This is a genomic window from Microbacterium sp. SORGH_AS_0421, from assembly GCF_030818635.1.
GTDB lineage: Bacteria > Actinomycetota > Actinomycetes > Actinomycetales > Microbacteriaceae > Microbacterium.
The window spans coordinates 1,219,097-1,244,834 of sequence record NZ_JAUTAO010000001.1 but is presented as its reverse complement, the minus strand read 5'-3'; the positions used below and the strand labels follow the sequence as shown (position 1 = coordinate 1,244,834).

Below are 25,738 nucleotides of genomic sequence, written 5' to 3'. Positions count from 1 at the left end.
GCACGGGGGGCGTCGCGTGAAGCGCGGGCGCTTGCGCGTGCTGCTGGGCATGGCGCCCGGAGTCGGCAAGACGTACGAGATGCTCGAGGAAGGGCGCCGGCTGCGCTCGGAGGGCCACGACGTCGTCATCGCGATCGTCGAGACGCACGGCCGCGTCGCGACCGCGGCGCAAGCCGAAGGCCTCGAGGTGGTTCCGCGCCGTGCCGTGGCGCACCGCGGCGTCGCGCTCGATGAGATGGACCTGGATGCCGTGCTCGAACGGCTCCCGAGAATCGCGCTCGTCGACGAACTCGCGCACACCAACGTCCCCGGCTCTCGCAACGACAAGCGCTGGGTCGACGTCGAGGAGCTCCTCGACGCGGGCATCGACGTGATCACGACCGTGAACGTGCAGCACATCGAATCGCTCAACGACGTCGTCGAGAAGATCACCGGCGTGGTGCAGCGCGAGACGGTCCCGGATGCCGTGGTGCGCGCGGCCGATCAGATCGAGGTCGTCGACCTGGCACCGCAGTCCCTGCGCGATCGCCTCGCCGCGGGCTCGGTCTACCCCGCCGAGCGGATCGACGCCGCTCTGTCGAACTACTTCCGTCTCGGCAACCTCACGGCGCTGCGCGAACTCGCCCTGCTGTGGCTCGCCGACGAGGTCGACTCCGCCCTGCAGCGGTACCGCACCGAGCACGGCATCGAGGGCTCGTGGCAAGCGCGCGAACGCGTCGTGGTGGCCCTCACCGGGGGCCCCGAGGGCGAGACGCTGCTGCGCCGCGGCGCCCGGATCGCGGCACGCTCCGCCGGCGGCGAGCTGCTCGCCGTGCACGTGTCGACGCAGGACGGCCTGCGCGCGAGCGCCCCCGGCGCCCTCGCCGCGCAGCGCGCCCTAGTCGAGACCCTCGGCGGCACCTACCACCAGGTCGTCGGCGACGACGTGGCCACCGCCCTGGTCGATTTCGCGCGATCGGTCAACGCCTCTCAGCTGGTCATCGGGGTGAGCCGTCGCGGGCGTCTCGGCGCGGCCCTTACCGGACCGGGCATCGGGGCGACCGTGATCCGCGCCTCGGGCGACATCGACGTGCACATCGTGAACCACGCCCGCGCGGGCGGCCGGTTCGCCCTCCCCCGGCTCGCGGGCCCCGCGCTGAGCGCGAAGCGGCGCATCCTGGGTTTCGTCACCGCCCTCGTCGGCGGGCCCCTTCTGTCGCTGCTGATGATCGCGACCGGTTCCGACGAGTCGATCACCGCCGACGTGCTGGCCTATCAGCTGCTGGTCGTGGTCGTCGCGCTCGTCGGCGGCATCTGGCCGGCGGTGTTCGCGGCCGTGCTGTCGGGCGTCACGCTCGACTTCCTGTTCATCGCCCCCATCTACACGATCACCATCAGCGACCCCGCGCACGCGCTGTCGCTGACCCTGTACGTCGTCATCGCCGTGCTCGTCAGCGTCGTCGTCGACCAGGCCGCCCGCCGCGCGCGGGCCGCCCGACGCGCCGCGGCGGAGTCCGAGATGCTCGCCACGATCGCCGGCAGCGTGCTGCGGGGCGAAAGCGCCGTGCCCGCGCTGATCAGCCGCGCGCGCGAGGCGTTCGGCCTCGCCGGAGTCCGCCTGGTCGCCGCCGACGGCACGGTGCTCGCCACGGACGGCGAGCCCGTGCGCGACCGCGCGGTCGCGGTGCCCGTCGGCGACGGGCGCGCGACCCTCGAGCTGCACGGCGGCGACCTCGACGCCTCGGAACGACGCCTGCTCGACGTCGTCGTGGCGCAGCTCGCCGCCGCACTCGAGCGCACCGATCTCGCCGAGACCGCGGCCGAGGCCGGTGCCCTCGCCGAGACCGACCAAGTGCGCACCGCCCTGCTGTCGGCCGTCAGCCATGACCTCCGCCGTCCGCTCGCCGCCGCCGTCGCCTCACTCGGCGGCCTGCGCGCCGCCGGCGACCAGCTCTCCGACGACGACCGCCAGGTGCTGCTCGAGACCGCAGACGAAAGCCTGGCGACGCTGTCCGTGCTCGTCACCGACCTGCTCGACGTCAGCCGCGTGCAGGCCGGCGTGCTCGCCGTGTCTCTGACGGCGACCGACGCCGCGGGTGTCGTGCTCTCCGCCCTCGACGAGCTCGACCTCGGCCCCGACGACGTCGAGCTCGCGCTCGACCCCGACCTGCCGATGCTCCGCGCCGACCCCGTGCTGCTGCAGCGCGTGCTGGTCAACGTGCTCACCAACGCCCAGCGCTACTCGCCCGACGGCGAGCGCGTCCGCATCGCGACGAGCCGCCTCGGCGGCACCGCCGAGATCCGCGTGATCGACCACGGCCCCGGTATCGCCGCCGACCGCCGAGAGGACATGTTCTCGCCCTTCCAGCGCCTGGGCGACACCGACAACACCGCGGGCCTGGGCCTGGGTCTGGCCCTCTCGCGCGGCTTCGCCGAGGGCATGGGCGGCACGCTCACCCCGGAGGACACCCCCGGCGGCGGCCTCACCATGGTCGTGGCGCTGCCCGTGGCCGATGCGGAGGCCACGGCATCCGGAATCTCGAGGAGGATGCCGTGAAGGTACTCATCGCCGATGACGACCCGCAGCTCGTGCGAGCCCTGCGCATCACGCTGGCCGCGCACGGCTACGACGTGGTGGCGGCGGCCGATGGTGCCGCGGCCATCACCCTCGCCGCGGGGGCGCACCCCGACATCGTCCTTCTCGACCTCGGGATGCCGCACCTCGACGGCGTGCAGGTGATCCACGCCCTGCGCGGGTGGACGACGGCGCCCATCATCGTCGTCTCGGGTCGCACGGGCTCGGCCGACAAGGTCGAGGCGCTCGACGCCGGGGCAGACGACTTCGTCACCAAGCCGTTCCAGATCGACGAACTGCTGGCGCGTCTGCGCGTGCACGCGCGGCGCTCGGTGCCGTCGTCGGGCGATGCCGTCGTGCGCTTCGGCGACGTCGAGGTCGACCTGTCGGCCAAGGCCGTGCTGCGCGGAGGCGCACGCGTGCACCTGACGCCGACCGAGTGGCGCATGCTCGAGTTCCTCGCCCGCAACCCCGGTTCTCTCGTGACGAGACAGACGCTGCTGAAGGAGATCTGGGCGAGCGAGCAGGTCGCCGACTCGGGCTATCTGCGGCTGTACATGTCGCAACTGCGAAAGAAGCTCGAGGTCGATCCCTCGGCGCCCGTGCACCTGCTCACCGAGCAGGGGATGGGGTACCGGCTCGTCGTGTGAGCGGGACCGGGCGGGACGACCGCCGCGAGCGTGCGAAACTCCTGAGATTCGCGCCGCGGCGGCTTGTCCCCCGGTCGGAAAGACGCGCCGACACCGGAGCCCGGGCCGGCTGCCACAGGAGCCGGCCCCGAAACTCAAGAGTTACGCACGTCGGCCGCCTCGTCCTCGGCCTCCGCGGCGAGGAATTCCGCCTGCACTCGGGCGCAGCGGGAGGCGAAGACGATCGAGTGCAGCAGCATCAGCGGACCTCTCCGACGGTGTGGCACCCGGGGCAGGGGAAGGCGATGCGATCGCCCGCGCGGACGTCCCCGGGCAGCACGACCGTGCCGCACGGTTGCTCCCCGTGCGCGTCGACGACGGCGAACGGTTCGTCGTACGCGTGGGACACGCGGCCGATGAGCCGCGCCTCGCGCCAGACGGCCTCGAGCCCGGCGACGCAGGCATCGAGGCGCAGCGTATCGGGGCCGGCATCCGTCACGGTCGCGATCACCACGGTCGTCGACAGCGTCGCGGATGCCACCCCGCCCGACGCCGGGATCACCGCGGGGCCCGTGCAGACGCAGGGCGTGCCGCAGATGTCGGCGAAACGACCGACCGACACGGCTCGCACGGTGACGTCGTCGAGCGTGGGGGTCGAGCCGGCGGGCCAGGCGGCCGCGTCGAAGGGGGCCGGGATGCTGGAGCGGAGGGTGGGAAGCAGAGCCGTGAGGGTCATGGCATCCGGTCTACGCTCCCGGCGAGGGCGATCCCGGGGTGCTCACGGTTTCCGAACGGGCCGGTCCGGCTTCCTCACTCTTCGCGCACGACACCGCGTCTCATCGACTCGTCCATGAGGAGTCGGTGAGACGCCGTGTCGAACGATCGAACGGCTCAGACCGACGTCCCCGCGATCTCGCGGAGCGTGTCGAGGTGGCTCCTCCACGCCGCTCGCCCCTCCTTCGTCAGGGTGAGCGAGGTGCGGGGCATCTTGCCCGCGAACGACTTCCCCACAGCGATGTAGCCGGCGCCCTCGAGCGTCGAGACCTGCTTGCTCAGCGCGGAGTCGGTGACCTCGACGGCATCCCGAACCTCCTTGAAGCTCAGCGTGGTCGCCCGGTCGAGGGCCGCGAGGATCGAGAACCGCACGGAGTTCTGGAGCAGCTCGTCGAGCCGGTGCCGGGGATGCGGAGTCGACGTGGTCACGACCGAGCCTCGCGCGCCGCGCAGACCAGGGAGACGACGAGCACGAGGCCCGAGGCCAGCGCCGCGAGCAGCACGTCGCCGTGCGCCCAGATGACGACTGCCAGGGCGAGCGCGTACGACGCGAACCAGCTCGCGATGTAGGCGGTCCAGCGGCGGCCGCGGGCGAAGGCGGCGCGGCCCTGGATGCTGACGACGAAGAAGATGATGAGGGCGAATACGACGGCCAGCAAGCTCACGTAGGCGAGGCCGAACGTATCTCCGGTCGTGACGGCCATCGCGAAGGTGCCCATCGAGGTCGCCACCCCGAGCGCGAGGATGAAGCTGATGTACGGCCACCGCGTTGCGTTGTGTGCGGCGTGGCTGAGGCGGTCGGCGCGATCGAGCAGCAGTTGGGCTTCCGACGCGGTCATCGCGGGCGTGTGGTCCATGGCGATCCTTTCGTTGACTCGATCATGGCAACTACTTTCCGATTAGGCAAGTACTTTCTTCTTTTCTTTTTTGCGCGATCCGCCACCACCCCATGCGACGTAGCCTGGAGGGGTGACCCTCCCCTTCGACGTCGCCGCCGTGCGCGCCGACTTCCTGATCCTGCAGGCCGAGATCGACGGCCGATCCCTCGTGTACCTCGACTCCGGCGCGACGAGCCAGAAGCCGCGCGCCGTCCTCGACGCCGAGCGCGACTTCCTCGAAACCGCCAACTCGGCCGTGCATCGCGGCGCGCACACCCTCGCCGCCGAGGCCACCGAGCTGTTCGAGGACGCGCGCGTCACGGTCGCCGAGTTCGTGGGCGCCGAGCCCGAGCAGCTGGTCTGGACGAGCGGCGCCACCGCCGGCCTCAACCTCGTCGCGGGATCGCTGGGGTACGCCGGGCGCCTGCGCGAGGGCGACGAGATCGTCGTGACCGAGGCCGAGCATCACGCCAACCTCATCCCCTGGCAGGAACTCGCCGCCCGAACGGGTGCGCGTCTGCGGCACATCCCGGTGCTCGACGACGGCATGCTCGACCTGCACGCCGCGGCCGAACTCATCGGCGAGCGCACGAAGGTCGTCGCCTTCCCGCACGTGTCGAACGTGCTCGGCATCGTGAACCCCGTCGCGAAGCTCGTGACCCTGGCTCGCGGCGTCGGCGCACTGACGGTGCTCGACGCGTGCCAGTCGGCTCCCCACCTGCGCCTCGACCTGCCGGCATCCGGGGTCGATCTCGCCGTGTTCTCGGGGCACAAGATCTATGGGCCGTACGGCATCGGGGCGCTCTGGGGCCGTGACGAGGTGCTCGACAGCCTGCCGCCCTTCACCACCGGCGGGTCGATGATCACGACCGTCACCCTCGACAAGGCCGAGTACCTGCCCGCGCCGCAGCGCTTCGAGGCCGGCACGCAGCCGGTGTCGCAGGCCGTCGCCCTCGCCGCCGCCGTCCGCTGGCTCGGCCAGCACGACCTCGAGGCCGCACACGCCCACGAAGCGACGCTCGAGAAGCGCCTGCGCGAGGGTCTCCGCTCCATCGACGGCATCCGTCTTCTCGGAGACACGGATGCCGCGGAGCGCATCGCCCTGCAGGCCTTCGAGGTCGAGGGGGTCCACGCCCACGACGTGGGCCAGTTCCTCGACTCGCGCGGGGTCGCCGTCCGCGTGGGACATCACTGCGCTCAGCCGCTGCACCGCCGCTTCGGTATGACGGCGTCGGTCCGCGCGAGCGCGGCCATCCACACGACCGAGGACGAGATCGACACCTTGCTCGACGCCGTCTCGGGCGTGCGCGGCTTCTTCGGGGTGGGCGCATGAGCGGCCTCGAATCCCTGTACCAGGAGCTGATCCTCGACCACGCGAAGAACCGACGCGGGTTCGGTCTCGCCGAGCCCGGCGCTCACAGCGCCACCGTGCATCAGCGCAACCCCATCTGCGGCGACGAGATCACGCTGCGCGTCTCGGTCGAGGGTGATCGCATCGCCTCGGTGACCTGGGAGGGCGCGGGCTGCTCGATTTCGCAGGCCTCGGCGTCGATGCTCGTCGCCCTGCTGCAAGAAGACGGCGGAGACGAAGGGATGCCGCGAGCCGACGCCGAAGCGCTGATCGCGTCGTTCCGTGAGTCCCTGCGCTCGCGAGGCAAGATCCCCCTCGACGAGGAGACCTTCGCCGACGCCGCCGCCCTCTCGGGTGTCTCGAAGTTCACGGCCCGCGTGAAGTGCGCGATGCTCGCCTGGGTCGCGCTCGAAGAGGGGCTGCGGCAGGCCTGAGCGCGGCGCCGCGAGCGGCATCACCTCAGCGATCCACGCAAAGTCAGTCGGCATCCACTGATCCGAGCTGAGGTTGCGCGAATCCCGGAGGATACGCGGGCCTGACGCGCGCTACTCTTTCGGTCAGACCTCAACGAAGGCGGATGCCATGGCCACCGGATTCAGCGAAGAAGAACGCGCGGCGATGAAGCAGCGCGCCGAGGAGCTGAGGGCGATGAAGGGCCTGAAGGGCCTGGCGAAGCTGCAGAAGGAGAACGAAGCCTGCCTCGAGGCGATCGAGAAGCTGGAGGGCGTCGACCGCGCGGTCGCGGAGCGCCTGCACGTGATCGTGCTCGAAGAGGCGGGGCACCTGAACCCCAAGACCTTCTACGGCTTCCCCGCCTATGCCAAGGACGGGAAGGTCGTGGTGTTCTACCAGCCGGCCGCGAAGTTCAAGACGCGATACGGAACGGTCAGCTTCGACGACAGCGCTCAGCTCGACGACGGTCCGATGTGGCCGGTCTCGTTCGCCGTGGTCGAGGTGACGGACGAGGTCGAGGAGCGCATCCGCGAGGCCGTCCGGCGGGCGGCATCCTCGTCCTGACCGAACGACCATCGGCCGCATGATGCACCGGGCGGCTTCTCGCGCCATCCCTTGACGCGTCCGGCGTCCACGTCTTGGCTGAGGGCATCCTTCGCGTCTCTCACCGCCGAACCCGGTAGTGCCGCGTCGGACGGGGCCGCGGCCCCCGCACCGCGGGACACGATCAGGCCGGGACGACCCGGCCGGAGAGGACGAAGATGTCCGGCAACAAGGCAGTGGCATACAAAGAGCCCGGTGTCGTGGAAGTCATCGACACTCCCTACCCCGAGTTCGAACTGAAGGACGGACCGGGCGTCAACCCGGCGAATGTGGGCCGCAAGGTCCCCCACGGTGCAATCCTGCGCACCGTCTCCACCAACATCTGCGGCTCCGACCAGCACATGGTGCGCGGGCGCACCACGGCTCCGGCCGGCCTCGTGCTCGGTCACGAGATCACCGGTGAGGTGATCGAGGTCGGACCCGACGTCGAGTTCGTCAAGGTCGGCGACATCGTCTCGGTCCCCTTCAACATCGCGTGCGGCCGCTGCCGCAACTGCAAGGAGGGCAAGACCGGCATCTGCCTGAACGTGAACCCCGACCGCCCCGGCAGCGCCTACGGCTACGTCGACATGGGCGGCTGGGTCGGCGGTCAGGCCGAGTACGTGCTCGTGCCCTACGCCGACTGGAACCTGCTGGTGTTTCCCGACCGCGAGCAGGCGCTGGAGAAGATCCTCGACCTCACGATGCTGTCCGACATCTTCCCCACGGGCTTCCACGGCGCGTACACCGCGGGCGTCCGCCCCGGATCGACGGTGTACATCGCCGGCGCGGGACCGGTGGGCATCGCCGCCGCCGTCGGCGCGCAGCTGCTGGGCGCGGCCGCGGTGCTCGTCGGCGACCTCAACCCGGAGCGCCTGGCGCAGGTGCGCTCGCTCGGGTTCGAGAGCGTCGACGTGTCGAAGGGCGACCCCGGAGAACAGATCGAGCAGATCCTCGGAGTCCCCGAAGTGGATGCCGCGGTCGACGCGGTCGGCTTCGAGGCACGCGGCCACGGGTCCGACGCGGGCCACGAGGCCCCGGCGACGGTGCTCAACTCGCTGTTCACCGTGACCGCGGCGGGCGGCGGGGTCGGCATCCCGGGTCTGTACGTGACCGGCGACCCGGGCGGGGTCGACGAGGCCGCGAAGGTCGGTTCGCTGTCGCTGCGACTCGGCCTCGGCTGGGCGAAGTCGCTGTCGTTCACGACCGGTCAGTGCCCGGTGATGAAGTACAACCGGCAGCTGATGATGGCGATCCTGCACGACAAGGTAGAGATCGCTAAAGCCGTCAACGCCACGCCCATCAGCCTCGACGACGCCCCACAGGGCTACGCCGACTTCGACAAGGGCGCCCCGCGCAAGTACGTGCTGAACCCGAACGGGTACATCACGAGCTGATCACCCGCACCGGAGCGCGCAGAGCCGGCCCTTCCTCGCAGCCTTCCTCCTGGATCCTGCGAGATCCGCGCGGTTCTGCGAGCTTCGGTGCGCGGGAGACTCACCCCCGCACCACTAGGGCCTCTCTCGGGGCCACCCGCCGATCTGCAGGAGTCGCGCGCCGATCACCCGAGGACGACCCGCTCCATCCGCTGAAAGCTCTGCTCCATCCCGTCCACCATGCCCGTGGCCAGCACGGCGTCGCGGGTCTCGGCATCCGGATACTCGATCAGCAGGGTCACCAGGGTCGCGCCGTCCTCTTCGTACAGCGACAAGTCATTGATCGTCGCGGGGTAATCGGTGCCGGTCATGTGCTCCGTCTGCACCATGCGGCGGGGCTCGTCGAGGAGCAGGATCTCGCCGTCGAAGCCGAAGGGCTCTCCCTCGGCGCCGGGCTCGGGCTCCCACGCGATCCGGTACGTGCCGCCCTCACGCCGGTCGACCTCGCGGTGCGTCATGCGCCAGCCGTCGGGGCCGAGCATCCACTGTCGCATCAGGTCGGGGTCGACGTGCGCGCGCCAGACGAGCTCACGCGGCCCGTCGATCAGACGCGTGATGCGCACGTGCCGGTCGTCGAGGATCTCGAGCTGTGTGCCCTTGCCCTGAGCGAATGCGCGCAGATCCTGCACCACGGCGTCGAGCTGGTTCATCGCGAGCGTCGAGCCCTCGACCGCGCCCATCGCAGTGAGCTGCTCGAGCGCCTCTTCGGAGTCGAAGTACGTGACGTTCGTCAGCCGCGACCCGGTCGCGGTCTCGTCGAACGAGAAGGTCATGCGCATGGCGGGCATGCCGTCGATGGGGTCGCCGTTCTCGTCGACGAAGGAGTCGATCACCTCGAAGCCCCGCGGCGCATCGATGGCGAGGAACTCCCAGCTCCCTCGCGCGACCTCGCCGGTGGCGCTGGCCATGGCGTAGCGCGCCCGGCCACCCACCGCGCAGTCGAACGATGCGAAGGTCGCGGGCCACCCGGGAGGACCCCAGAACCGCTCGAGCTGACGCGGATCGGTGAACACCGCCCAGAGCCTCTCGACGCCGACCGCGAAGTCGGCGATCAGGGTCATGGTGAGCGCTGCAGCGTCGCTCTCGACAGATGTGACGGGCATGACGACTCCTTCGTCGGTTCAGATCTCGGTGGGTTCGGAGGGCGGAACGGATGCCGGCACCCCGGCGTCTTCGAGCAGGATCGCTTCGAGTCGGTCGACGCGGCCGCGCCAGAGGTCTTCGTACGAGCGCAGCAGTTCCTGCACCCGGGCGAGCGCGGTGGGGTCGGCGGACACGAGTCGCACCCTCCCCTCCGCACGCTTGGTGATGAGTCGCGCCTCGGCGAGCACGGCGACGTGCTTCGACACGGCGGCGAACGACATCGCGTACGCTGCGGCGAGCTGCGTCACTGATTGTTCGGAGACGAGGGTGCGCCGCACGATGTCGCGGCGCGTCGCATCGGCCAGGGCGTGGAAGACCCGGTCAATGTCGGCGGCGCTCTTATCTTCAACCATTTGGTTGCAAAATAGCGTGCCATTCCCGTGCTTGCAAGGGGGTCGTTCACACCACCACCTGCGCGGGATGAAACAGGCCAGCCGGCGAATGCGCGCGTGATCGCCGCCTCGTCGAGCTCCTGCCGGGCGCGCGCCGGTGGGCGCGCGAGGATCACCGCGATGGCGACCGCGCCCGGAATACCCGCGGCTCCCGTTGAGGCCAGCACCTCAGCCGGCGATGTGGAGGCCGACGCTCCTGCGACCGTCGGCGCCGGGTCGCTCGTTGCGACGAAGATGCACGAGTACGCGCAGCCGACCGTCGCGGCCGGCGGGGCGGCAGCGACGAACGCCGGGGCAGCCTGCACGGTGAAGTCGATCGGGTCGATCGGGCGCGGAGGCACCCTCGAACTCAGCCCCGCAGCGCCTGCAGCAAAGCCCCGACCGGGTGATCGCTCTCGATCGGGTGGCGCAGCGGGAGGTCTTCGACGCACTCGTACCGATTGCGTCGGCCCTCTTTCTCGCGCTTCAGATACCCGGCGTCGACGAGGTCGGCCAGGATGCCGTGCGCGGTGCGCTCCGTGATGCCGACGGCATCCGCGATCTCACGCACGCGGGCACCGGGGTCGCGGGCGACGTAGATGAACACATGGGCGTGGTTGGTCAGAAACGTCCATGTCGTCATCGCCACAGCATACTGACCTGCTGTACCGGAATCAAAGCACCGGTTATTTGTTACCTGTTTTTTGACACCAGCAATTTTTTGCAGGTAATGTGCTGCGCATGTCGCTTCTCGCCCCGCTCACGATCGCCGCGCTGCTCGCCGCGGTCGTCGCCGCCCTCCTCCCGGATGTCGCGCGTCGCCACACCCCGGGCTCCCTCGCCGCCTGGCCTGCAGCCGTCGCCGCGGCGTTCGCCGCGGCGGGCCTCGCGTCGGCCTTCGCCACCGACGTCGACATCGCCGGTGCCGCTCTGGCGCTGCTGGTCGTCGGCCTCACCGTGGTCGTGCAGGCCTACGCCAGCCGCAACCTGCGCGGCGACCCCCGATCGCGCACCTTCTTCGCGCTGTCGTCGCTCGCGGCCGTCGGGTCGACCACCGCCATCGCCGCGAACGACGTCGTGCTCCTCGCAGCCGGGTGGACCCTCGGCACGGTCAGCATGATCGCCCTCATCTCGACGGGCGGCGCCGGCCCGCAGACGCGCGTGGCGGTGGTGCGCAGCGCCGTGACGCTGCTGCTCGCAGACGCGGCCCTGTGGGCAGCCGTCGTCGTGGCGGTGGCGTCGACCGGCTCCGTCTCGCTCGCAGCCCTCGGTAGCCTCGACGACTCCTCGTCGGCGGTCGTGAGCGCACTGGTGGCGGTCGCGGCCGTGGCCCGCGCGGGCTCCTTCCCCCTGCACGGATGGCTCCCCGCGACCGCCGCGACGACCACCCCGGTCTCGGCGCTCCTGCACGCGGGCTTCGTGAACGCGGGCGCGCTGCTCCTGCTGCGCTATGCCGCTGTGCCCTCCGCCGTGGGGCCCTGGGTGGTGGCCGTCGCCGGCGCGATCACGATGATCGTGGCGACCCTCGCCATGCTCACGCGCCCCGACGTGAAGGGCCGCCTCGTGCAGTCCACCGCCGCGCAGATGGGGTTCCTGCTCTTGGCCTGCGGGCTCGGGGCCTTCGGAGTGGCCCTGGTCCACGCGATCGGTCACGCGCTCTACAAGGCGAGCCTGTTCCTCGGCGCCGGCTCCGCGGTCGAGCACGCGCTGAAGGGCCGGGCGATCGCGCTCCCGGTGGCATCCCGCGGCGGCGCTATCGTCGGCGGTGCAGTCGTGCTCCTGACCGGGGCGGCGGCGCTGGCGGCATCCGGTGCGATCACTCACAGCGCGGCGGTGCTCCTCCTCTTCGCCTGGGCCACCGCGGTGATCGCCGGGGCTCGGATCGGCGGGGGTTCATCGCCGGCCGCGACCCGCACGGCCCTCGTCGCCGGTCTGGCCGCCGCCACCGCCGCCTATCTCGCGGTGGTCTTCCCCGCCGCCGAAGCGCTCACCCCCGTCATCGCCGCCGCACCCGCACCCGCACCCGCAGTACTCGCCATCGCGGTCTTCGCGATCGCCGCCGCCTCGGGTCTCGTCGCGCGAAGCTCCGGTCCGCTCGCTGACCGCCTCTTCGCCTTCGCCTTCGCGTGGGGCCGACCACCCCTGCCCCCGGCCGCACCCCGCATCGACACGCCCTGGACCCCGGCGCCCGCCGACGGCCCCCTCGAGTACCGGAGATTCTGATGACCGCCCTCGCCTCCCCTCCCTCGCCCGCCGTCATCCGGGGCTGGATCGCCGCCGCCGGTCGCAGCATCTCGCCGCATTTCCCACTCGAGACCTTCATCGCCCGCAACCCCGTGGCCGGCTACGAGAGCCTCGACTGGGAGGAGGCGATGGGACGGATCGCCGGAGATCACGGCATCCTGTTGTCCCTTCCCGAGCAGCGCTTTCGCGACCTGCACGCGCAGGGACGGATCTCGCCCGCCGACCTCCATGCGGCCCTGCGGTTCACCGTGTCCGAGGCGGGATCGCCCCGCGTCCTGCGCATCGGCGGCCTGGCCACCACCGTCGGCGAAGTGCTCGGACATGATCTGCTCGTCACTCCTCCCATGAAGGCACCCTCCCCGCAGCCGACGCCGGCGGCGCGTCTGTCGCCACGCATCCACGCGCGAATCGACGACCTCACCGCGCGCTGGCTCGCCACCTCGCTCGGAACCGCGCCCTGGTCGCGGTCGATGAAGGGCGAGAGCATGTGGACGGCCTGGCGGCGCCTGGCCGCGCTCGACCCGACCCTGTCGCGGCGGGTGCGCAGCGGCATCCGGAACTGCTCCGACGACCCGGCCGGGGCCATCGGCGAAGCGCTCGCCCGGTGGAAGCTCGACGGGCCCGCGGCGGAGTCCTTCCTGCGGGCGCACGTGCTCGCGCTGCCGGGGTGGGCCGCCCTCGTCCGACACAGCGCCACGACCGGTATCGACCTGACCGCGCTCGTCGCCATCCGCACGACGCTTGAACGGTTGCTGCTGCCCTCCGACGCCTCCCTCCCGACCGGAGCTGTGAGCGAGGAGTCCGCGGTCGACGACACCGCCCGCATCGGCGCCGTCGCTCTCGCCCTCGGCGTCGACTCGAACGAACGCGAGGTGCGCACCGCCCTGCGACCCGTCCTCTCTCTCATCGAGCCCGTGACGCGGCTCGCCGTCTGGCAGGAGGCATTCGAGAGGGGCATCGCGCGCGAGCTCGCCCCCGCGACCGCGCCGGTGCTTCGCCCGAGCGCTCGGACCCAGCGGCCGCTCGCGCAGGCGGTCTTCTGCATCGACACGCGGTCCGAGAGTTTTCGGCGGCACCTCGAAGCCGCCGGCGAGGTCGAGACGCTCGGCTTCGCGGGCTTCTTCGCCGCCCCCATCTCGTTCCGTCCCGCCGACGGCTCCGCCGAGGTGGCCTCGTGCCCGGTGCTCCTCACGCCCCGCGTCGCGATCACCGAGTCGTCCGTGGAGCGCGACGCGATCGCGCGCTGGAGGCGGCAGCACTCGGCGAGCGTGGAACGGGATGCCACGATCGACGCGCTCAAAGAGTCCGCCGTCGCACCGTACGCCTTCGCCGAGACCGCCGGATGGGTGCTCGGCGCGGCGAGCGCGGCGCGGACGCTCGCTCCCGAGGCATGGCGGGCACTGGTGTCGCGGATGCGCCCTGCGAAGCCGTCGACGCACGTCGACGCGAACGTCGTCTTCACCCTCGAAGAGCGCGTGCTCTACGCCGAGACGGCGCTGCGGATGATGGGCCTCGTCGACGGCTTCGCGCCCATCGTTCTGCTGACGGGGCACGGCGCCTCGGTGACGAACAACCCCTTCGCCTCATCGCTGCAGTGCGGCGCGTGCGGCGGACACGAGGGCGAGCCCAACGCCCGGGCGGCGGCCATGATCTTCAACGACCCCGAGACGCGCGCCGCCCTCGCCGATCGCGGCGTCTCGATACCGGCCGACACGCTCTTCGTCGCGGCGCAGATGGACACCGTGACCGACGAGGTCACCGTGCTCGAGCCCTGGGCCATCCCGGCCACGCACGAGACCATCGTGCTGGAGCTGACCCGGCGGCTCGAGGCCGCACGCGCCGTCAACACGGCCGACCGCAGCGCCGGCCTGCCTGGCGCGGGCGGGCGGCACGGCGCGATTCGCGACACCGAGCGCCGGTCCGCGGACTGGGCCGAGGCGTACCCCGAGTGGGGCCTGGTCGGCAACGCCGCCTTCATCGTGGGGCCCCGCTCGATCACCGCGGGCGCCGACCTCGGTCGCCGCGCCTTCCTGCACAGCTATGACGCGGCCGCCGACCCCGACGGCGCGGGACTCGAGACGATCCTGACGGCGCCGATGATCGTGGCGCAGTGGATCAACGCCCAGTACTCGGCCTCGACGGTGGCTCCCGATCGCTTCGGCGCCGGGCCCAAGCCCTTGCACAACGTCGTCGGCACCGTCGGCGTGCTCTCCGGATACGGCGGCGACCTGCGCCTCGGGCTGCCCTGGCAGTCGGTGGGCGTCGGCCGCGCGTCCCGGCACGAACCGATCCGACTTCAGGTGTTCGTCGAGGCCCCGCTCGCTCGGGTGAACGACATCATCGACGCCTCCGAGGCCGTCCGCACCCTGGTCACCAACCGCTGGATCACCCTCCGCGTCCGCGAGCACGACAGCGCCCGCTGGATGCGGTGGGGTCGCTACGGCTGGCAGGCGGACGACCTCGACACCCACGACCACTCCGGCCTCCCCGCCGTCCACGAAGAAACCACCACGAAGGAGATCCGCTGATGAGCCTGTCCGAGCTGACCCCGATGACCAAGATCGAGGTGGTCGTCGCGAGCGACGACGTCGCCGAGGTGTCCGCCCTCATGCAGTCGTTGGGTGCCCGCGGCTACACCGCGATCACCGGTGTCGCCGGCGTGGGCCACCACGGCCCCCGCGGCGGCCGCCTGCTCTTCAACGACCACGACACCCTGACGCTGCTCGTCACCGTCGTGGCACCCGAGAAGGCAGACGCGATCGTCGCCGGCATCCGCCCCGTCCTCGACCACGCCTCTGGCGTGATGTTCGTCTCGCCGACCTCGGTCAGCCGCGCGGACTACTTCGCCTGATGTGCGCCGCGACGAGTCGAGCGGGGTCGCCGTACGTCGGCCACACGACCGCCATGGGTACCCTGCACGGGAAAGAGACCGCGTTCGCCCCCGCCTTCGCCCGGTGGCTCGGCGCGGGTGTCAGCCCGACGGTGCAGCTCGACACAGACTCCCTCGGCACGTTCACCCGAGACGTGCCGAGGGCGGGCACCCCCGAACAGGCGGCCACGTCTAAGGCGCGGGCCGCCGCTCTCGAGCTCGGTACCTCCACGGGGCTCGCGACCGAGGCGTCGTACGCCCCGGCACTCGGGGGCTTCGGCCCCATGGTGCACGAGGAGCTCGCCGTCTTCGTCGATATCGAACGCGGTATCCGCGTGCGCCACGGCCTCCGCCAGCACACGCACGTCGCCCCGGCACGTGTCGTGCGTACCGAGAGCGAGGTGCGGCGCTACCTCGCTCGCGCGGGCTTTCCCCATCAAGCCGTCGTCGCGCGCACCGACACCGGGATGCATAAAGGGATTCAGGATGCCGCGGTCATCGACGCTCTGCTGCGCCGCGGCCCCGTCGAGCTCGAGCCCGACCTGCGCGCGCACATGAACCCGACCCGGCGACGGGTTCTGCGTCGCCTGTCGTGGCTGCTCGCGGCCCGGCTGAACCGCCTGTGTCCGGGGTGCGGATGCCCGGGCTTCGGCACGGTGGGCGTCGTTCGCGGACTGCGGTGCGGCGCGTGCGGCAACGCCACCTCGCAGGTGCGCATCGACGTCGACGGCTGCCCGGCCTGCGATGAGCAGCGCGAGCGCCGACGGCCTCAGCGCGAGGCCGACCCGGCCACGTGCGATAGGTGCAATCCGTGAGGGGGGCTTTGGAGCCGGTGCGGGAGGTGCGGCGCGCGGTTGACTCACCATTTCACCCGACGGTGAGTTGTCGATTTTCGGTCTGCACGGGCCGGACGCACCGAAGGGCGCCTGGCACGCGATCACCGCCGGCCATTACGCGGCGACGCGCACGAATGGGCAGAGCGTTTTGAGCCGCCATCCTCGCCGAGCAATCAGGGGCTATCGAGCCGCCGCACCGTTCTCCGGGGAGAGCAAGACTCCGCGAGATCTGACCAGCCCACTACACCAAGCACTTGTTCGAGGTCGCCGGCCGCCGGCCGGACCCTCTCCCCGAAACGCAGAAATGTTCGTTTTGCGAAAAGAACTCGTCGAACGCTACGTTCGCAGTGCCGGGGGGACCGGTGAGGCTCGAACGTTCCGGGGGGAACTTTGATCAGCAAACACTGGACCTGCCGTGCGGCAACTGCGACCATCACGATGATGCTTGCCTTGCTACCGACCGCCGCGAACGCCGATGACGGAGACCCGCCCCCGACGTTGGACACGCTTCAGTCGGTCACAAGCACCGCGGCCGAAACCGGCACTGCCGCGCAAGAGATTTTGAACGATGTTGCGGACGCCAGCACGGTCGAGACCGCCATCGACGGCAGCTTGTCGATGGACAGCGGTGACACAACGACCGTCGTACCCGCCACGTCAGACGAACCGATCAAGATCGGCGACGTCGAGATCGAAATGCCGAGCCCTGGTGGCCCGATAGAGGGGGAGCGCGTAGCCGACGCTGTCGTCAGCTTCGAGAGCGACAACGGCTTCACCACCGTGCCGGTTCTGAAGGACGACGGTTCCGTTCAGATCACAACCATCATTAGCGACAAATCGGCACCGTCCAGCTACGCCTATCACCTGACTCTGCCCGCCACCGCGAGGCTCACTCTCGACGCATCGGGCTTTGTCAGCGCGACGATTGGCGACGAGCTTGCGCTCGGCGTCGCGCCGGCGTGGGCGGTCGACGCGGAAGGACGAGCGGTACCCACGCACTACGAGATTGACGGGTCGACGCTGCGTCAGGTGGTCGATCACAGCTCCAGCTCGTTCGCTTACCCGATCGTGGCCGACCCATGGGCTGGGCAACGGCTGTTCGACAGTGTCTGGATTTCCGGATACACGCGGGGCATCGCAAACGTCTCCTTGGTCACATCTCCCTGGGGCCGCATGATCCAGGCTGGGGTCCAGGGTTGGGGCCAGGGGCAGCTGATCCTCAACGGTGCTGGATGGGCCGAAGCCGTCAGTAAGGCGAAAGTCTTGGGCGGCAGGTCGACCTACTATCAGCAGTACCAGTGTCACGTTCTCGGCGCGTACACGCCCGCTAGTGGCGGACCTTCATGGGATCTCGAGGGCTATAGGGCGAACAGACTGAACTGGCGTATCGACGGCGGCGCCTTCCCCTACAAGTGCAACTGGCCGTGAATCGAGTCAGGTCACAGCGCGCCGCGCTGATTGCTACGGGTGTGACTGCTGGCGTAGCGATCACCGCGATGCTGGCCGTTCTCCTCGTCATGATGGCAACCCGGGACACCCGACAAGACATTAACCTCGGCGACTTCGCTCACTCCAGCTCGCAATTTCGCGCGCTGAACGGCTACGAGGAGGCGACCGAGAAGCTCTGCCGTGACGTTGCTGGGTGCGTTCAGGGCTACAGCGCGACGTATGCGTCGTACCGGAAGTTCAGCAGCATTGACGATGCGGTAGCGTTCGCCGCCACGTCGTCTGGCTCCTACCGGTCGAACTGGATCGTGATCGAGTACGTCGGGCATTCCCTCAGCGAAGGCGACAGAGCCGATGTGCAGGAATACTTCGACAGCACCGCTACGTCCGAGTAAGGCGCTTCCAACTTTCGTTGTGGGCAGCATGCCCGGAACTAGCCGACGGGCCGGGCGGAACGGCATCACGGCTCGCCTATACCGCTCCGCGACTCGCCGCACAATGTCCCCCATTCGGGGGACCTGGCCCCGGTTATGCTGGCCCCGTATCGAGCCGCGTTCGACGAAGGCGCCGCGTCGATGTGTGACACCTCCTCATCTGCGAGCGACCCGAAGGCGAGGCACCGTGCGAACCGATCTGAATCAGAGGCCGTTCGGGCAGCCGGTCTGGACGAGTGCCGTGGCGGTGTTCCTTCTGTGGACTTCCGTGTTCGTCCTTGGCCTGTCGGGTCTTGCGATGCTCACCGTTCACGGCGATACCGGCGCCCTGCTCCTCATCGCCGCGCTCATCGCGGCGGCTCCGGCTGCCGCGTTGAGTCAGCAGCGCAGTTCGATCTGAGCAACGCAACGGCCCCTGCGAGACGACCGCAAGATGCCGGCCGCACCATCACGCGGCCGGTCGCCTCACAGGTGCCGCAGGTTCCCCTCTTCGTCCGCGGTGACGAGCACCAGGAAGTCGACGACGAGCTGTGCGACCGCGCCCGTCTCGTCGATCCCCCAGTACACCGGGTACTGACCGTCGCCGTACCCGGACTCCGCGACGATGCCCACGTCGGACGGCCCGAGACCGACCTCCTGGACGCTCGGCGAGGGCGCGTACATGTACTCGGTGAAGGCCGCGGCCTTGGCCCGCCGGCTCATGGTCGCGTACGCGGGAAGATCGACGATGCACGCGCAGCCCGCGTCGACGCCGAAGAAGTGCCCCGGGCCGGACGGCAGATCGGCGGGATGCCAGGTCACCGGCATCCGATCGCTGAAACGCACCCGCAGGGCGGCGTTGCGGCCGAAACCGGTCACTCTTTCGACCGGGTACGCCCCCGGGGCCACGCTGCGGGCCAGGGGTCGCGCGTCGTCGTTGTCGTATCCGAAGTCGAGCACGGCGAGCACACCCGACGTCGTCACCAGGGTTCCCGCGGGCGAGACGCGTACCTCCGACTCCTCTCCGCTGCGCCGGTGCACGACCGAGCGCTCGGTGAAGTTGCGCACCTCGTCGAGGGTTCGCTGTTCGTCGGGCACCTCGTCGAGAGAGGTGTCCGGTGCCGCCTCGGCGGCGAGCGCCCGGGCCTGTGCCGCATCGGCGAAGGGAGTGCGGGGGTCGTCGAAGTGCTGTTCGATGGCGCTGATCTTCCACCCGCGCCCTTCGCGCTCGAGAACGTACTCGTGCTTCTGCCGCGTCGGCGAGTCGATCATCTCGGTCAGGACGAACGCGCGATCGCCCTCGACCTCGGAACGCACGATCCGTTCCACCGCGACCCCGTAGCCCGGCGGCGTACCGAACGAGGAGTCCAAGCGAACGTGCTCCCCCACCACGTGATCACGCGTCAGCGGGACGACGAGTTCTCGCCACTCGGAGAATGCGTTGCGCCGTGTGGACCGATCCTCGAAGGCTGGCGCTGCACGCCGCCACTGCGCGTCGTAATCCTCGAGGAAGCGCTGCACGCGCTTGTCTGCCGCTTTCGCCCCGCGATCGCCCCACATGCCGCCAGCCTAGGTCGCCGCCAGCTCCTCGAGAGGCCCGTCCGGCAGCACGACCCACCCCTCGCGCTGAGCGACGGGGAGCATTGCGGATGCCGGGCGCTCGAACGACCCGAGGGCTCCGGCGCGCGTGGCCAGAGCCGCGATGAGGGCGTCGAACGCGTCGGCCTTCGCGATCGCCAGGGAAGAGAATCCGCCGACGTCGAGCCACGGTGCCCGCTCGGTCAGGGCGTCGAGTAGGGTCGCCCGGCGGGTGGCATCCACTCGATATCCACTCGTGTCGAAGCCCCAGAGGCGCAGCGAACCGCCGGGATAGACCTCGAACAGCCGCCCCTCGGCCGCGCGATCGACCGGGAATCCGGCCTCGGCCAACCGCCGCAGCAGGCCCGCGCCGCGCAGCGCTGTCACGCCCAGGCGGTCGGTCGAGACGCTCAGCGGCCAGCGCCCGATGCGCTCGCGCACCACGTGGTCGGTGTGGCGGTAGACGAGCGTGCGCCGCCAGTCCGCACCTCCGTCGACCGGGCCGAGCGTCGGGGCCTCGTCGGTGTGGTGCGCCTGCACGAAGTCGACGAAGGCGTCGGGCCAGCCGAGCGGGCAGTCCACCCCGAGCCACACGTCGCCGGAGCGGACGGATGCCACGATGTCGGCATCCTGGATCCCGATCTCGAGCCGCGTGAGCCGGGCCGCGCCATCGGCCCAGTGCATCTCGGCGAGGGCCGTGCCGGGGGCTCCGGCGGCGAGGTCGACTCCGACGGTTCTCATCCCCTCGAGCCTAGGCGCGGTCGCCCGCGGCGAGGCCCGTCAAGACCTCGCCGAAAGGCCTCGCGACCTGGGAGGATCGAGACATGGCAGACGACGACCTCCCCGATTCGCTGGAACCGGCCGTCGACATCCCGCCGCGCGACGAGCCGCCCGCCCCTCCTGCGCCGAAAGGTGACCTGCGGGTCGTCTCCGTCGTCGCGATCGTCACCGGCGTCGTCGTCATCGCCTGGTACCTCTTCGTCGCCACGGCGAGCGCGATCGCCGACGTCGACAACCTGATGTGGATCCAGATCGGCATGTGGGTGCTGGCCCTGATCTCGTTCGTGTGCGGCATCTTCAGCCTGAATGCGCGCATGGCGCGCGAGCTCGCCGCGGCGGGGTTCATCGCGGGAGTGGCGGCAGGTCTTCTCTCTGTGACGATCGGGCTGTTCAGCGGGCTCGAACTGTTGGGCTGACGACGCTCGGAATAGCGCCGAGACGAGCGGGGTTGCCGCTCTCATGACCTCGCGTGCCGCGCTCGAGAGCGCTCTGTCGAACATCGACGTGCACCCCGGTCGTGCGTGGCGGCGGTCGTTGTCGATGGGCGAGAGCACGACGCTGGCGCAGGGCGAATCCGCGATCGTCTACGTGCGCTCCGGCGAGCTCACCGGCCTCAGCGCCGCGCGAGCGGGATGCTCGGTCAACGCGCCCTCCGGGGCGGCGACCGCGGTGGAGGGCGGACGTACGCTGCTCACGGGAGACGCCTTCATCTCGCTCGGATGCCACTCGCTCGAGCTGGCTTCGCAGTCCGGCGCCGAGGTGACCGTCGTTCCGCTCGAGGTGGTTCCGACGGTGCACACCCGCGCCCTACCGCCGGTCGTCTTCGTCAGCGGCTTCGCGCGCGCAGAACCCGCGGCTGCCGGCCTCGCCGCCCACCTGGGCATTCCCGCCCCCGGTGCCGCGCTCGACCGCCAGGGCGACGAGACCATCTGCAAGCTCATGGTGACCACGGTGCTGTTGTCGGCGCTGCGTGCGTGGGCCCGCGTCAGAGCACGAGACCTCGTGGCCGCCGCGCACCGCCGACCCGTTCCTCGCCCGTGTCGCGGCCGCCATCGACGACGACCCCGGAAAGGAGTGGACGATCGATCAGCTCGCGGCCCTCGGCGCGATGTCGCGGTCGGTGTTCGCCGCCCGTTTCCGGGAGGTGTTCGGCACCTCACCCGCCTCGTATGTCACGGCGGTGCGGATGCGCCGAGCTGAAGACCTCCTCGACGCGGGGACGCCCGTCTCGGAAACCTCGCGGGCTTTGGGCTACGCCTCAGACGAGGGGTTCCGCCGCGCCTTCCGCCGCCACACCGGCGTGGCCCCGTCGGCCTGGCGCAGCGGTCGGCGCTCGCTGACGCCCTGAGGCCCCGCCGCATCTTCGGCGGGGCCGTCGCCGTCATCGCGCGCGAGGGCGCCGCCGCAGCGAGAGGCCGAACAGCACGGCACCGATCACGAGCAGCAGGATGCCGATGGCATCCACCGTCACGATCCCCGCGGCGTCCACGAGCAGGCCGCCGAGGCCGGCCGCGATCGTGATCGCAAGCTGGAAGCCGGTGACGACGAGGCTCCCGCCCGCCTCGAGACGGTCGGGCATGCGGTGACCGACCCAGGTGTTCACGATGATGAGCCACGACGAGAAGAAGAAGCCCCAGACGAGCACGGCGGCCGCGACCACCGCCATCGCCGAGGGGAGCAGGACGACAGCCGCGACAGCGAGCGCGATCACCAGGGGGCCGACGACGGCCAGACGCGCGAAGGCGCGATCGACGACGATGCCGACGAGGATGTTGCCCACGAAACCGCCGACCCCGAACAGGGCGAGAAGCAGCACGACGGTGCCCGCGTCGACGTTCGGAATGCGCTCGAGCGACAGACGCACGTACGTGTAGGCGAGGAAGTGGCCGAGCACGACGAGCACGTGACCGACCATGCCGCCCGCCACACCCCGGCGACGAAGGGTGCCGACCAGGATGCCGAGGCTCGACGCCGCGGCCGGCGGAACGGGCGGCAGCACGGCGCGCACCGCGATGCCGACCGCCGCGGTCGCCACGGCGACGAGGAGGAACGCCAGCCGCCAGTCGAGCGCCTCACTCAGCGCGACGCCGAGGGGAACGCCCGCCACCGTCGCCAGCGACAGACCGGCAGAGCCGAACATGACGGCGCGACCGATGCGTTCGGGGCTCGACAGGCGTGCCGCGACCGTGATCGACATCGACCAGAACGCGCTGATCGCGGCCCCCAGCAGGAACCGGGCGATGAGGATGGCCACCAGGCTCGGCACGATCGCGACGACGAGGCTCGACAGCGCGGCCGCAGCCGCCGCCAGCACGAGCAGCGTGCGGCGGTCGAGCCGGGGAAGCAGCAGCCCGACGGTCGGGGCGACGAGAAGCCCCGCGAGGGCGGTGACCGTGACGGTCTGACCGGCTTGGCCCGGGGTGATGCCGAGCGAGGCGGCCATCTCGGTGAGCACGCCGTTGGGGAGGAACTCCGCGGTGACGAGCAGGAAGCTCAGCAGCATCACGACGATGAGGCCGCCGTACCGCATCGAGGGCGGGGCGGAGAGCGAGGTCGGAACGGGAGCGGTCGAGGTCATGCTTCGATGCTGGTTCGGGGCCACCGTCTGCGCCCGACCAATCGTCCGCGGCATCCGACCATTCGTCCGGGAGTCGCGTCTCGTGCCGAGGGCGGTCCTGCGAAGTCGAGTCGCGACAGGCCGGGTGCCCGCAGCGGAGTGCGGCGCATCGATCGTGCGACCCGTGGACCGGGGTTCAGCCCGCGAGCACCGGCCCCACGTACCGCGCCGTGGGCCGGATGATCTTCGGGTCCCGCGCCTGCTCGAGCACGTGCGCGGTCCAGCCGATCGTGCGGGCGAGAGCGAAGGTGGGCGTGAACATCGCCCGCGGGATGCCGCACTGCTCCATCACCACGGCCGCGTAGAACTCGACGTTGGCGTGCAGCGGGCGCTCGGGCCGACGCTGCGCGAGCTGACGCTCGGCCTCTTCTTGGAACGCCAGCGCCTGGGTCATGCGGTCGCCGCCGAGGCCGCGCGCGACCTCGCGCAACAGCTCGGAGCGCGGGTCGGCCGTGCGGTACACCGCGTGCCCGAAGCCCATCAGCCGGCGTCCCGCGTCGAGCTCCCCCGCGATCCAGGCGGCGGGGTCGTCGTCCGCGCGGTCGAGACTGTCGAGGGCGCGGGCCGGGGCTCCGCCGTGCAGCGGCCCCGAGAGCGCGCCGAGCGCGCCGGAGAGACAGGATGCCATGTCGGCCCCCGTCGACGCGATGACCCGGGCCGTGAACGTCGAGGCGTTGAAGCCGTGGTCCATCGCCGCGACCAGGTAGGCCGACAGCGCCCGGACGTGGGCGTCGTCGGGAGCCGCCCCGGTCACGCGCTCGAGGTAGTCGGCCACGACGCCCCGACCGCTCGAGGACCCGGGCGCGAGGACGAGCGGGGCCATCGCGGCGAAGGCGATCGCCTCGTCGAGTCGCGCGTCGGGATCGAGGTCGTACAGGGCGGCGGAGGAGCGGGCGGATGCCGCGAGCGTCCACACCGCCCGGAGCGCCGCGAGCGGCTGATCGGTGCGGGCCGTGACCGCGGCGATCAGCCCGGGCAGGGCGGGGTCGGCCTGCGCGGCCGAGACGCGCGCGGCGAAGGTGGCTCGGGTCGTGGCATCCGGCAGCTCTCCCGCCACCAGCAGCTGCCAGACGTCTTCGAAGGAACGAGTGCGGGCCAGCTCCACCGCCGAGAAGCCGCGGTAATGGTAGACGCCGGCCTCACCGTCGACGTCGCTGATGGTCGTCTCGGCCGCGACGACGCCGTTCAGTCCGCGGGGCACATCGATCAGGTCGCTCATGCGCTCAGTGTGCGAACATGACGATCTCAGCGTCAACGTTGATCGGATCAAGATGACCGCACCCCTCCCCCGTCTTTCCGCGGCCCAGGTCGCCGCGCGCCTCGGCGTGAAAGCCGAGACCGTGTACGCGTATGTCTCGCGCGGACTCTTCTCCGCCGCGAGCGCGAGGCCCGCGGCTCGACGTTCGACGCGCTCGAGGTGGAGGCCTTCGCCTCGGGCCGCCGACGCACGGCGACGCGGACGCCGACGCACCCCACGACCGGCATGCCCCTCGGCATCGTGCAGACCGACATCGCCGACATCGAGGACGACGAACTGCTCTACCGCGGACGCCGCGCCCGCGACCTGATGAACCAGCCCTTCGCCGAGGTCGTGGCCTGGCTGTGGGACGCGGAGCGCGTGGACGCGCCCGACCCCGCGATCGGCAGCGCCCGCGCGATGGTCGAGGCCCTCCCCCTGCACGCCGGGTCGATGGACCGGCTGCGCGCCGCGGTGACCGGCTTCGCCGCCGACGACCCGCTGCGCTACGACGCCTCGGCGGACACCGCCCACCGCATCGGCTGGTCGCTCATCACCGGGCTGCCCGTCGCCCTCGGCGGCCACCCGCACGCCGATGTCGCGCGCTCGCTGGTGAGCGCGTGGGGCCCGCCGACCGATGCGGCGACCATCGCCGCCGTCAACGCCGCACTCGTCCTGCTGATCGACCACGACCTGGCGGTGTCGACCTTCGCCGCGCGGGTCGCGGCTTCGGCCCGTGCCGACGGCTACGCCGCTGTCAGTGCCGCCCTCGGCGCTGCCGATTCTCCGCTGCACATCTCGGCCGCGACCCGCACCGCCCGCTTGCTCACCCGCGTGCGGCGTGGCCAGGAACCCGAGAGGACGCTGACCGACTCACTGCAAGAGGGCAACGGCATCCCGGGCTTCGGTCATCCGCTCTACGCCGGGGGCGACGATCGGGCCACGGCCCTGTTCCCGCTCCTGGCCGCACTGCCCGACGGGGAAGGGACGATGGATGCCGTGCGGCGACTGTCCGACGTCGTCGCCGACCGCGCGGGGTTGCGGCCCAACGTGGATCTGGCGCTGGCGGCGCTGGCATCCGGAGCCCGGCTCCCCGAGGACGCGGCGAGCACGATCTTCGTGCTGGGGCGGGTGGCCGGGTGGATCGCGCACATCGCCGCGGAGTACGCCGAGCCGGCCATGCGGCTGCGGCCCCGCGGGGAGTACGTGGGGCCGTGATCGCTCGCCTCAGCCCGTTTCACCCACCGAACGAAAGTCGATAGATGATGCGTCAGCGGTTGTCCCACCCGTGCGCCATATGCGCCACCGCCGCCACGGCGGCCTCGGTGTCGGCGGGTGAGCCGCCCGCTCGACCGGCGACGAGACCGGCGACGAATGCGCTGAGCGGCGCCGCCGGCCGGGCGACGCCGTTGGCGACGTCGCGCGCGAGATCGAGGATCAGAGAGATGGGGATGTCGCCCTCGGCTAGGCCGAAGCGCTCCGCGAGAGCGGCGCTCCAGTCGTTCAGCGCTTCGGGGGGCAGCGTGCGGGACTCGGTCATGGTTCCT

At 70.9% G+C, this 25,738-nt stretch carries 28 protein-coding genes; 17 read left to right on the top strand and 11 right to left on the bottom strand.

Annotated features, from left to right (window positions below; translation table 11 throughout):
* Positions 1-16 precede the first annotated feature (16 nt).
* Positions 17-2,536 carry an ATP-binding protein gene (locus QE416_RS05900; protein WP_307314357.1) on the top strand — a complete coding sequence of 840 codons (2,520 nt, stop codon included), beginning with the start codon at positions 17-19 and terminating at the stop codon, positions 2,534-2,536.
* Positions 2,533-3,204, top strand: coding sequence for a response regulator (locus QE416_RS05895; protein WP_210076970.1), 672 nt, complete (start codon positions 2,533-2,535; stop codon positions 3,202-3,204). Before QE416_RS05900 ends, QE416_RS05895 begins: the two co-directional genes overlap by 4 nt.
* 238 nt (positions 3,205-3,442) lie before the next feature.
* Here the strand turns inward: QE416_RS05895 and QE416_RS05890 are convergent, their stop codons facing one another.
* The 3 genes from QE416_RS05890 to QE416_RS05880 form a co-directional block, all read right to left on the bottom strand.
* A complete protein-coding gene (locus QE416_RS05890) occupies positions 3,443-3,919 on the bottom strand; it encodes a hypothetical protein (RefSeq protein WP_307314355.1) in 477 nt (158 codons plus the stop codon).
* Between the two features lie 155 nt (positions 3,920-4,074).
* Positions 4,075-4,386 (bottom strand): transcriptional regulator, encoded by a 312-nt coding sequence (locus QE416_RS05885; RefSeq protein ID WP_103211037.1) that lies wholly within the window; start codon positions 4,384-4,386, stop codon positions 4,075-4,077.
* Positions 4,383-4,814: a chemotaxis protein CheY gene (locus QE416_RS05880; RefSeq protein WP_103211035.1), complete on the bottom strand. Its 432-nt coding sequence runs from the start codon at positions 4,812-4,814 to the stop codon at positions 4,383-4,385. Before QE416_RS05880 ends, QE416_RS05885 begins: the two co-directional genes overlap by 4 nt.
* 112 nt (positions 4,815-4,926) lie before the next feature.
* Here QE416_RS05880 and QE416_RS05875 point away from each other — a divergent pair, with 112 nt between their 5' ends.
* The 4 genes from QE416_RS05875 to fdhA all read left to right on the top strand — a co-directional run bounded on the left by QE416_RS05875 (position 4,927) and on the right by fdhA (position 8,618).
* Entirely contained in the window at positions 4,927-6,168 is a 1,242-nt protein-coding gene (locus tag QE416_RS05875; protein WP_307314353.1) for an aminotransferase class V-fold PLP-dependent enzyme, read from the top strand.
* Positions 6,165-6,620, top strand: coding sequence for a Fe-S cluster assembly sulfur transfer protein SufU (gene sufU / locus QE416_RS05870; protein WP_267788996.1), 456 nt, complete (start codon positions 6,165-6,167; stop codon positions 6,618-6,620). Before QE416_RS05875 ends, sufU begins: the two co-directional genes overlap by 4 nt.
* A gap of 148 nt (positions 6,621-6,768) precedes the next feature.
* Positions 6,769-7,203 (top strand): hypothetical protein, encoded by a 435-nt coding sequence (locus QE416_RS05865; RefSeq protein ID WP_307314349.1) that lies wholly within the window; start codon positions 6,769-6,771, stop codon positions 7,201-7,203.
* 197 nt (positions 7,204-7,400) lie between these two features.
* Positions 7,401-8,618, top strand: coding sequence for a formaldehyde dehydrogenase, glutathione-independent (gene fdhA / locus QE416_RS05860; RefSeq protein ID WP_307314348.1), 1,218 nt, complete (start codon positions 7,401-7,403; stop codon positions 8,616-8,618).
* Positions 8,619-8,782: 164 nt separating this feature from the next.
* Here the strand turns inward: fdhA and QE416_RS05855 are convergent, their stop codons facing one another.
* The 3 genes from QE416_RS05855 to QE416_RS05845 form a co-directional block, all read right to left on the bottom strand.
* Positions 8,783-9,760, bottom strand: a complete 978-nt coding sequence (locus tag QE416_RS05855) for an SRPBCC family protein (protein WP_141376918.1) — start codon at positions 9,758-9,760, stop codon at positions 8,783-8,785.
* A gap of 18 nt (positions 9,761-9,778) precedes the next feature.
* Positions 9,779-10,153, bottom strand: a complete 375-nt coding sequence (locus QE416_RS05850; protein WP_267788992.1) for a helix-turn-helix transcriptional regulator — start codon at positions 10,151-10,153, stop codon at positions 9,779-9,781.
* Between the two features lie 388 nt (positions 10,154-10,541).
* Entirely contained in the window at positions 10,542-10,814 is a 273-nt protein-coding gene (locus tag QE416_RS05845) for a winged helix-turn-helix domain-containing protein (RefSeq protein WP_115916228.1), read from the bottom strand.
* A 98-nt stretch (positions 10,815-10,912) separates the two neighbouring features.
* Here QE416_RS05845 and QE416_RS05840 point away from each other — a divergent pair, with 98 nt between their 5' ends.
* From QE416_RS05840 to QE416_RS05810, 7 genes are all read left to right on the top strand, one after another.
* A complete protein-coding gene (locus QE416_RS05840; RefSeq protein WP_307314342.1) occupies positions 10,913-12,394 on the top strand; it encodes a proton-conducting transporter membrane subunit in 1,482 nt (493 codons plus the stop codon).
* Positions 12,394-14,943, top strand: a complete 2,550-nt coding sequence (locus tag QE416_RS05835; protein WP_307314340.1) for a DUF2309 domain-containing protein — start codon at positions 12,394-12,396, stop codon at positions 14,941-14,943. Before QE416_RS05840 ends, QE416_RS05835 begins: the two co-directional genes overlap by 1 nt.
* The gene (locus QE416_RS05830; protein ID WP_210075779.1) at positions 14,943-15,266 is read left to right on the top strand and encodes a P-II family nitrogen regulator; all 324 of its coding nucleotides are present in this window, start codon (positions 14,943-14,945) and stop codon (positions 15,264-15,266) included. The genes QE416_RS05835 and QE416_RS05830 overlap by 1 nt, the downstream gene beginning before the upstream one ends.
* 53 nt (positions 15,267-15,319) lie before the next feature.
* Positions 15,320-16,099: a DUF6671 family protein gene (locus tag QE416_RS05825; RefSeq protein WP_307314337.1), complete on the top strand. Its 780-nt coding sequence runs from the start codon at positions 15,320-15,322 to the stop codon at positions 16,097-16,099.
* A gap of 411 nt (positions 16,100-16,510) precedes the next feature.
* Positions 16,511-17,548: a hypothetical protein gene (locus QE416_RS05820; RefSeq protein WP_307314335.1), complete on the top strand. Its 1,038-nt coding sequence runs from the start codon at positions 16,511-16,513 to the stop codon at positions 17,546-17,548.
* Positions 17,533-17,961 carry a hypothetical protein gene (locus tag QE416_RS05815; protein ID WP_267788984.1) on the top strand — a complete coding sequence of 143 codons (429 nt, stop codon included), beginning with the start codon at positions 17,533-17,535 and terminating at the stop codon, positions 17,959-17,961. Before QE416_RS05820 ends, QE416_RS05815 begins: the two co-directional genes overlap by 16 nt.
* A 226-nt stretch (positions 17,962-18,187) precedes the next feature.
* Positions 18,188-18,400 (top strand): hypothetical protein, encoded by a 213-nt coding sequence (locus tag QE416_RS05810; protein ID WP_307314333.1) that lies wholly within the window; start codon positions 18,188-18,190, stop codon positions 18,398-18,400.
* A gap of 65 nt (positions 18,401-18,465) precedes the next feature.
* On the opposite strand, the gene QE416_RS05805 is transcribed toward QE416_RS05810, so the two are convergent.
* Both QE416_RS05805 and QE416_RS05800 read right to left on the bottom strand, forming a co-directional pair.
* Positions 18,466-19,539, bottom strand: coding sequence for a DUF4241 domain-containing protein (locus QE416_RS05805; protein WP_267788980.1), 1,074 nt, complete (start codon positions 19,537-19,539; stop codon positions 18,466-18,468).
* Positions 19,540-19,548: 9 nt separating this feature from the next.
* A complete protein-coding gene (locus tag QE416_RS05800; protein ID WP_307314330.1) occupies positions 19,549-20,298 on the bottom strand; it encodes a DUF429 domain-containing protein in 750 nt (249 codons plus the stop codon).
* 83 nt (positions 20,299-20,381) lie between these two features.
* Between QE416_RS05800 and QE416_RS05795 the strand changes: the two genes are divergently transcribed.
* From QE416_RS05795 to QE416_RS16470, 3 genes are read left to right on the top strand one after another with little or no spacing between them, the layout of a single operon-like run.
* Positions 20,382-20,753 (top strand): hypothetical protein, encoded by a 372-nt coding sequence (locus tag QE416_RS05795; RefSeq protein ID WP_267788977.1) that lies wholly within the window; start codon positions 20,382-20,384, stop codon positions 20,751-20,753.
* Positions 20,754-20,796: 43 nt separating this feature from the next.
* Entirely contained in the window at positions 20,797-21,537 is a 741-nt protein-coding gene (locus QE416_RS05790; protein ID WP_307314323.1) for a hypothetical protein, read from the top strand.
* On the top strand, positions 21,446-21,685 hold the full coding sequence (locus QE416_RS16470; protein WP_373458876.1) for a helix-turn-helix transcriptional regulator: 240 nt from the start codon (positions 21,446-21,448) through the stop codon (positions 21,683-21,685). Before QE416_RS05790 ends, QE416_RS16470 begins: the two co-directional genes overlap by 92 nt.
* Before the next feature lie 33 nt (positions 21,686-21,718).
* Here the strand turns inward: QE416_RS16470 and QE416_RS05785 are convergent, their stop codons facing one another.
* Entirely contained in the window at positions 21,719-22,915 is a 1,197-nt protein-coding gene (locus tag QE416_RS05785; RefSeq protein WP_307314321.1) for an MFS transporter, read from the bottom strand.
* A 175-nt stretch (positions 22,916-23,090) separates the two neighbouring features.
* Positions 23,091-24,173, bottom strand: a complete 1,083-nt coding sequence (locus QE416_RS05780; RefSeq protein ID WP_307314317.1) for a citrate synthase — start codon at positions 24,171-24,173, stop codon at positions 23,091-23,093.
* A gap of 198 nt (positions 24,174-24,371) precedes the next feature.
* Here QE416_RS05780 and QE416_RS05775 point away from each other — a divergent pair, with 198 nt between their 5' ends.
* Entirely contained in the window at positions 24,372-25,409 is a 1,038-nt protein-coding gene (locus QE416_RS05775) for a citrate/2-methylcitrate synthase (RefSeq protein WP_307314315.1), read from the top strand.
* 52 nt (positions 25,410-25,461) lie between these two features.
* On the opposite strand, the gene QE416_RS05770 is transcribed toward QE416_RS05775, so the two are convergent.
* Positions 25,462-25,731 (bottom strand): DUF6457 domain-containing protein, encoded by a 270-nt coding sequence (locus QE416_RS05770; RefSeq protein ID WP_307314313.1) that lies wholly within the window; start codon positions 25,729-25,731, stop codon positions 25,462-25,464.
* Positions 25,732-25,738: the final 7 nt, after the last annotated feature.

Excerpts from the sequence above, each read along its gene's own strand:
- QE416_RS05890 (WP_307314355.1), bottom strand. The coding sequence starts at position 3,919 with ATGACCCTCACGGCTCTGCTTCCCACCCTCCGCTCCAGCATCCCGGCC.
- QE416_RS05880 (WP_103211035.1), bottom strand. The coding sequence starts at position 4,814 with ATGGACCACACGCCCGCGATGACCGCGTCGGAAGCCCAACTGCTGCTC.
- sufU (WP_267788996.1), top strand. The coding sequence starts at position 6,165 with ATGAGCGGCCTCGAATCCCTGTACCAGGAGCTGATCCTCGACCACGCG.
- QE416_RS05865 (WP_307314349.1), top strand. The coding sequence starts at position 6,769 with ATGGCCACCGGATTCAGCGAAGAAGAACGCGCGGCGATGAAGCAGCGC.
- fdhA (WP_307314348.1), top strand. The coding sequence starts at position 7,401 with ATGTCCGGCAACAAGGCAGTGGCATACAAAGAGCCCGGTGTCGTGGAA.
- QE416_RS05855 (WP_141376918.1), bottom strand. The coding sequence starts at position 9,760 with ATGCCCGTCACATCTGTCGAGAGCGACGCTGCAGCGCTCACCATGACC.
- QE416_RS05850 (WP_267788992.1), bottom strand. The coding sequence starts at position 10,153 with ATGGTTGAAGATAAGAGCGCCGCCGACATTGACCGGGTCTTCCACGCC.
- QE416_RS05845 (WP_115916228.1), bottom strand. The coding sequence starts at position 10,814 with ATGACGACATGGACGTTTCTGACCAACCACGCCCATGTGTTCATCTAC.
- QE416_RS05840 (WP_307314342.1), top strand. The coding sequence starts at position 10,913 with ATGTCGCTTCTCGCCCCGCTCACGATCGCCGCGCTGCTCGCCGCGGTC.
- QE416_RS05835 (WP_307314340.1), top strand. The coding sequence starts at position 12,394 with ATGACCGCCCTCGCCTCCCCTCCCTCGCCCGCCGTCATCCGGGGCTGG.
- QE416_RS05830 (WP_210075779.1), top strand. The coding sequence starts at position 14,943 with ATGAGCCTGTCCGAGCTGACCCCGATGACCAAGATCGAGGTGGTCGTC.
- QE416_RS05825 (WP_307314337.1), top strand. The coding sequence starts at position 15,320 with ATGGGTACCCTGCACGGGAAAGAGACCGCGTTCGCCCCCGCCTTCGCC.
- QE416_RS05805 (WP_267788980.1), bottom strand. The coding sequence starts at position 19,539 with ATGTGGGGCGATCGCGGGGCGAAAGCGGCAGACAAGCGCGTGCAGCGC.
- QE416_RS05800 (WP_307314330.1), bottom strand. The coding sequence starts at position 20,298 with ATGAGAACCGTCGGAGTCGACCTCGCCGCCGGAGCCCCCGGCACGGCC.
- QE416_RS05795 (WP_267788977.1), top strand. The coding sequence starts at position 20,382 with ATGGCAGACGACGACCTCCCCGATTCGCTGGAACCGGCCGTCGACATC.
- QE416_RS05790 (WP_307314323.1), top strand. The coding sequence starts at position 20,797 with ATGACCTCGCGTGCCGCGCTCGAGAGCGCTCTGTCGAACATCGACGTG.
- QE416_RS16470 (WP_373458876.1), top strand. The coding sequence starts at position 21,446 with ATGTCGCGGTCGGTGTTCGCCGCCCGTTTCCGGGAGGTGTTCGGCACC.
- QE416_RS05785 (WP_307314321.1), bottom strand. The coding sequence starts at position 22,915 with ATGACCTCGACCGCTCCCGTTCCGACCTCGCTCTCCGCCCCGCCCTCG.
- QE416_RS05780 (WP_307314317.1), bottom strand. The coding sequence starts at position 24,173 with ATGAGCGACCTGATCGATGTGCCCCGCGGACTGAACGGCGTCGTCGCG.
- QE416_RS05770 (WP_307314313.1), bottom strand. The coding sequence starts at position 25,731 with ATGACCGAGTCCCGCACGCTGCCCCCCGAAGCGCTGAACGACTGGAGC.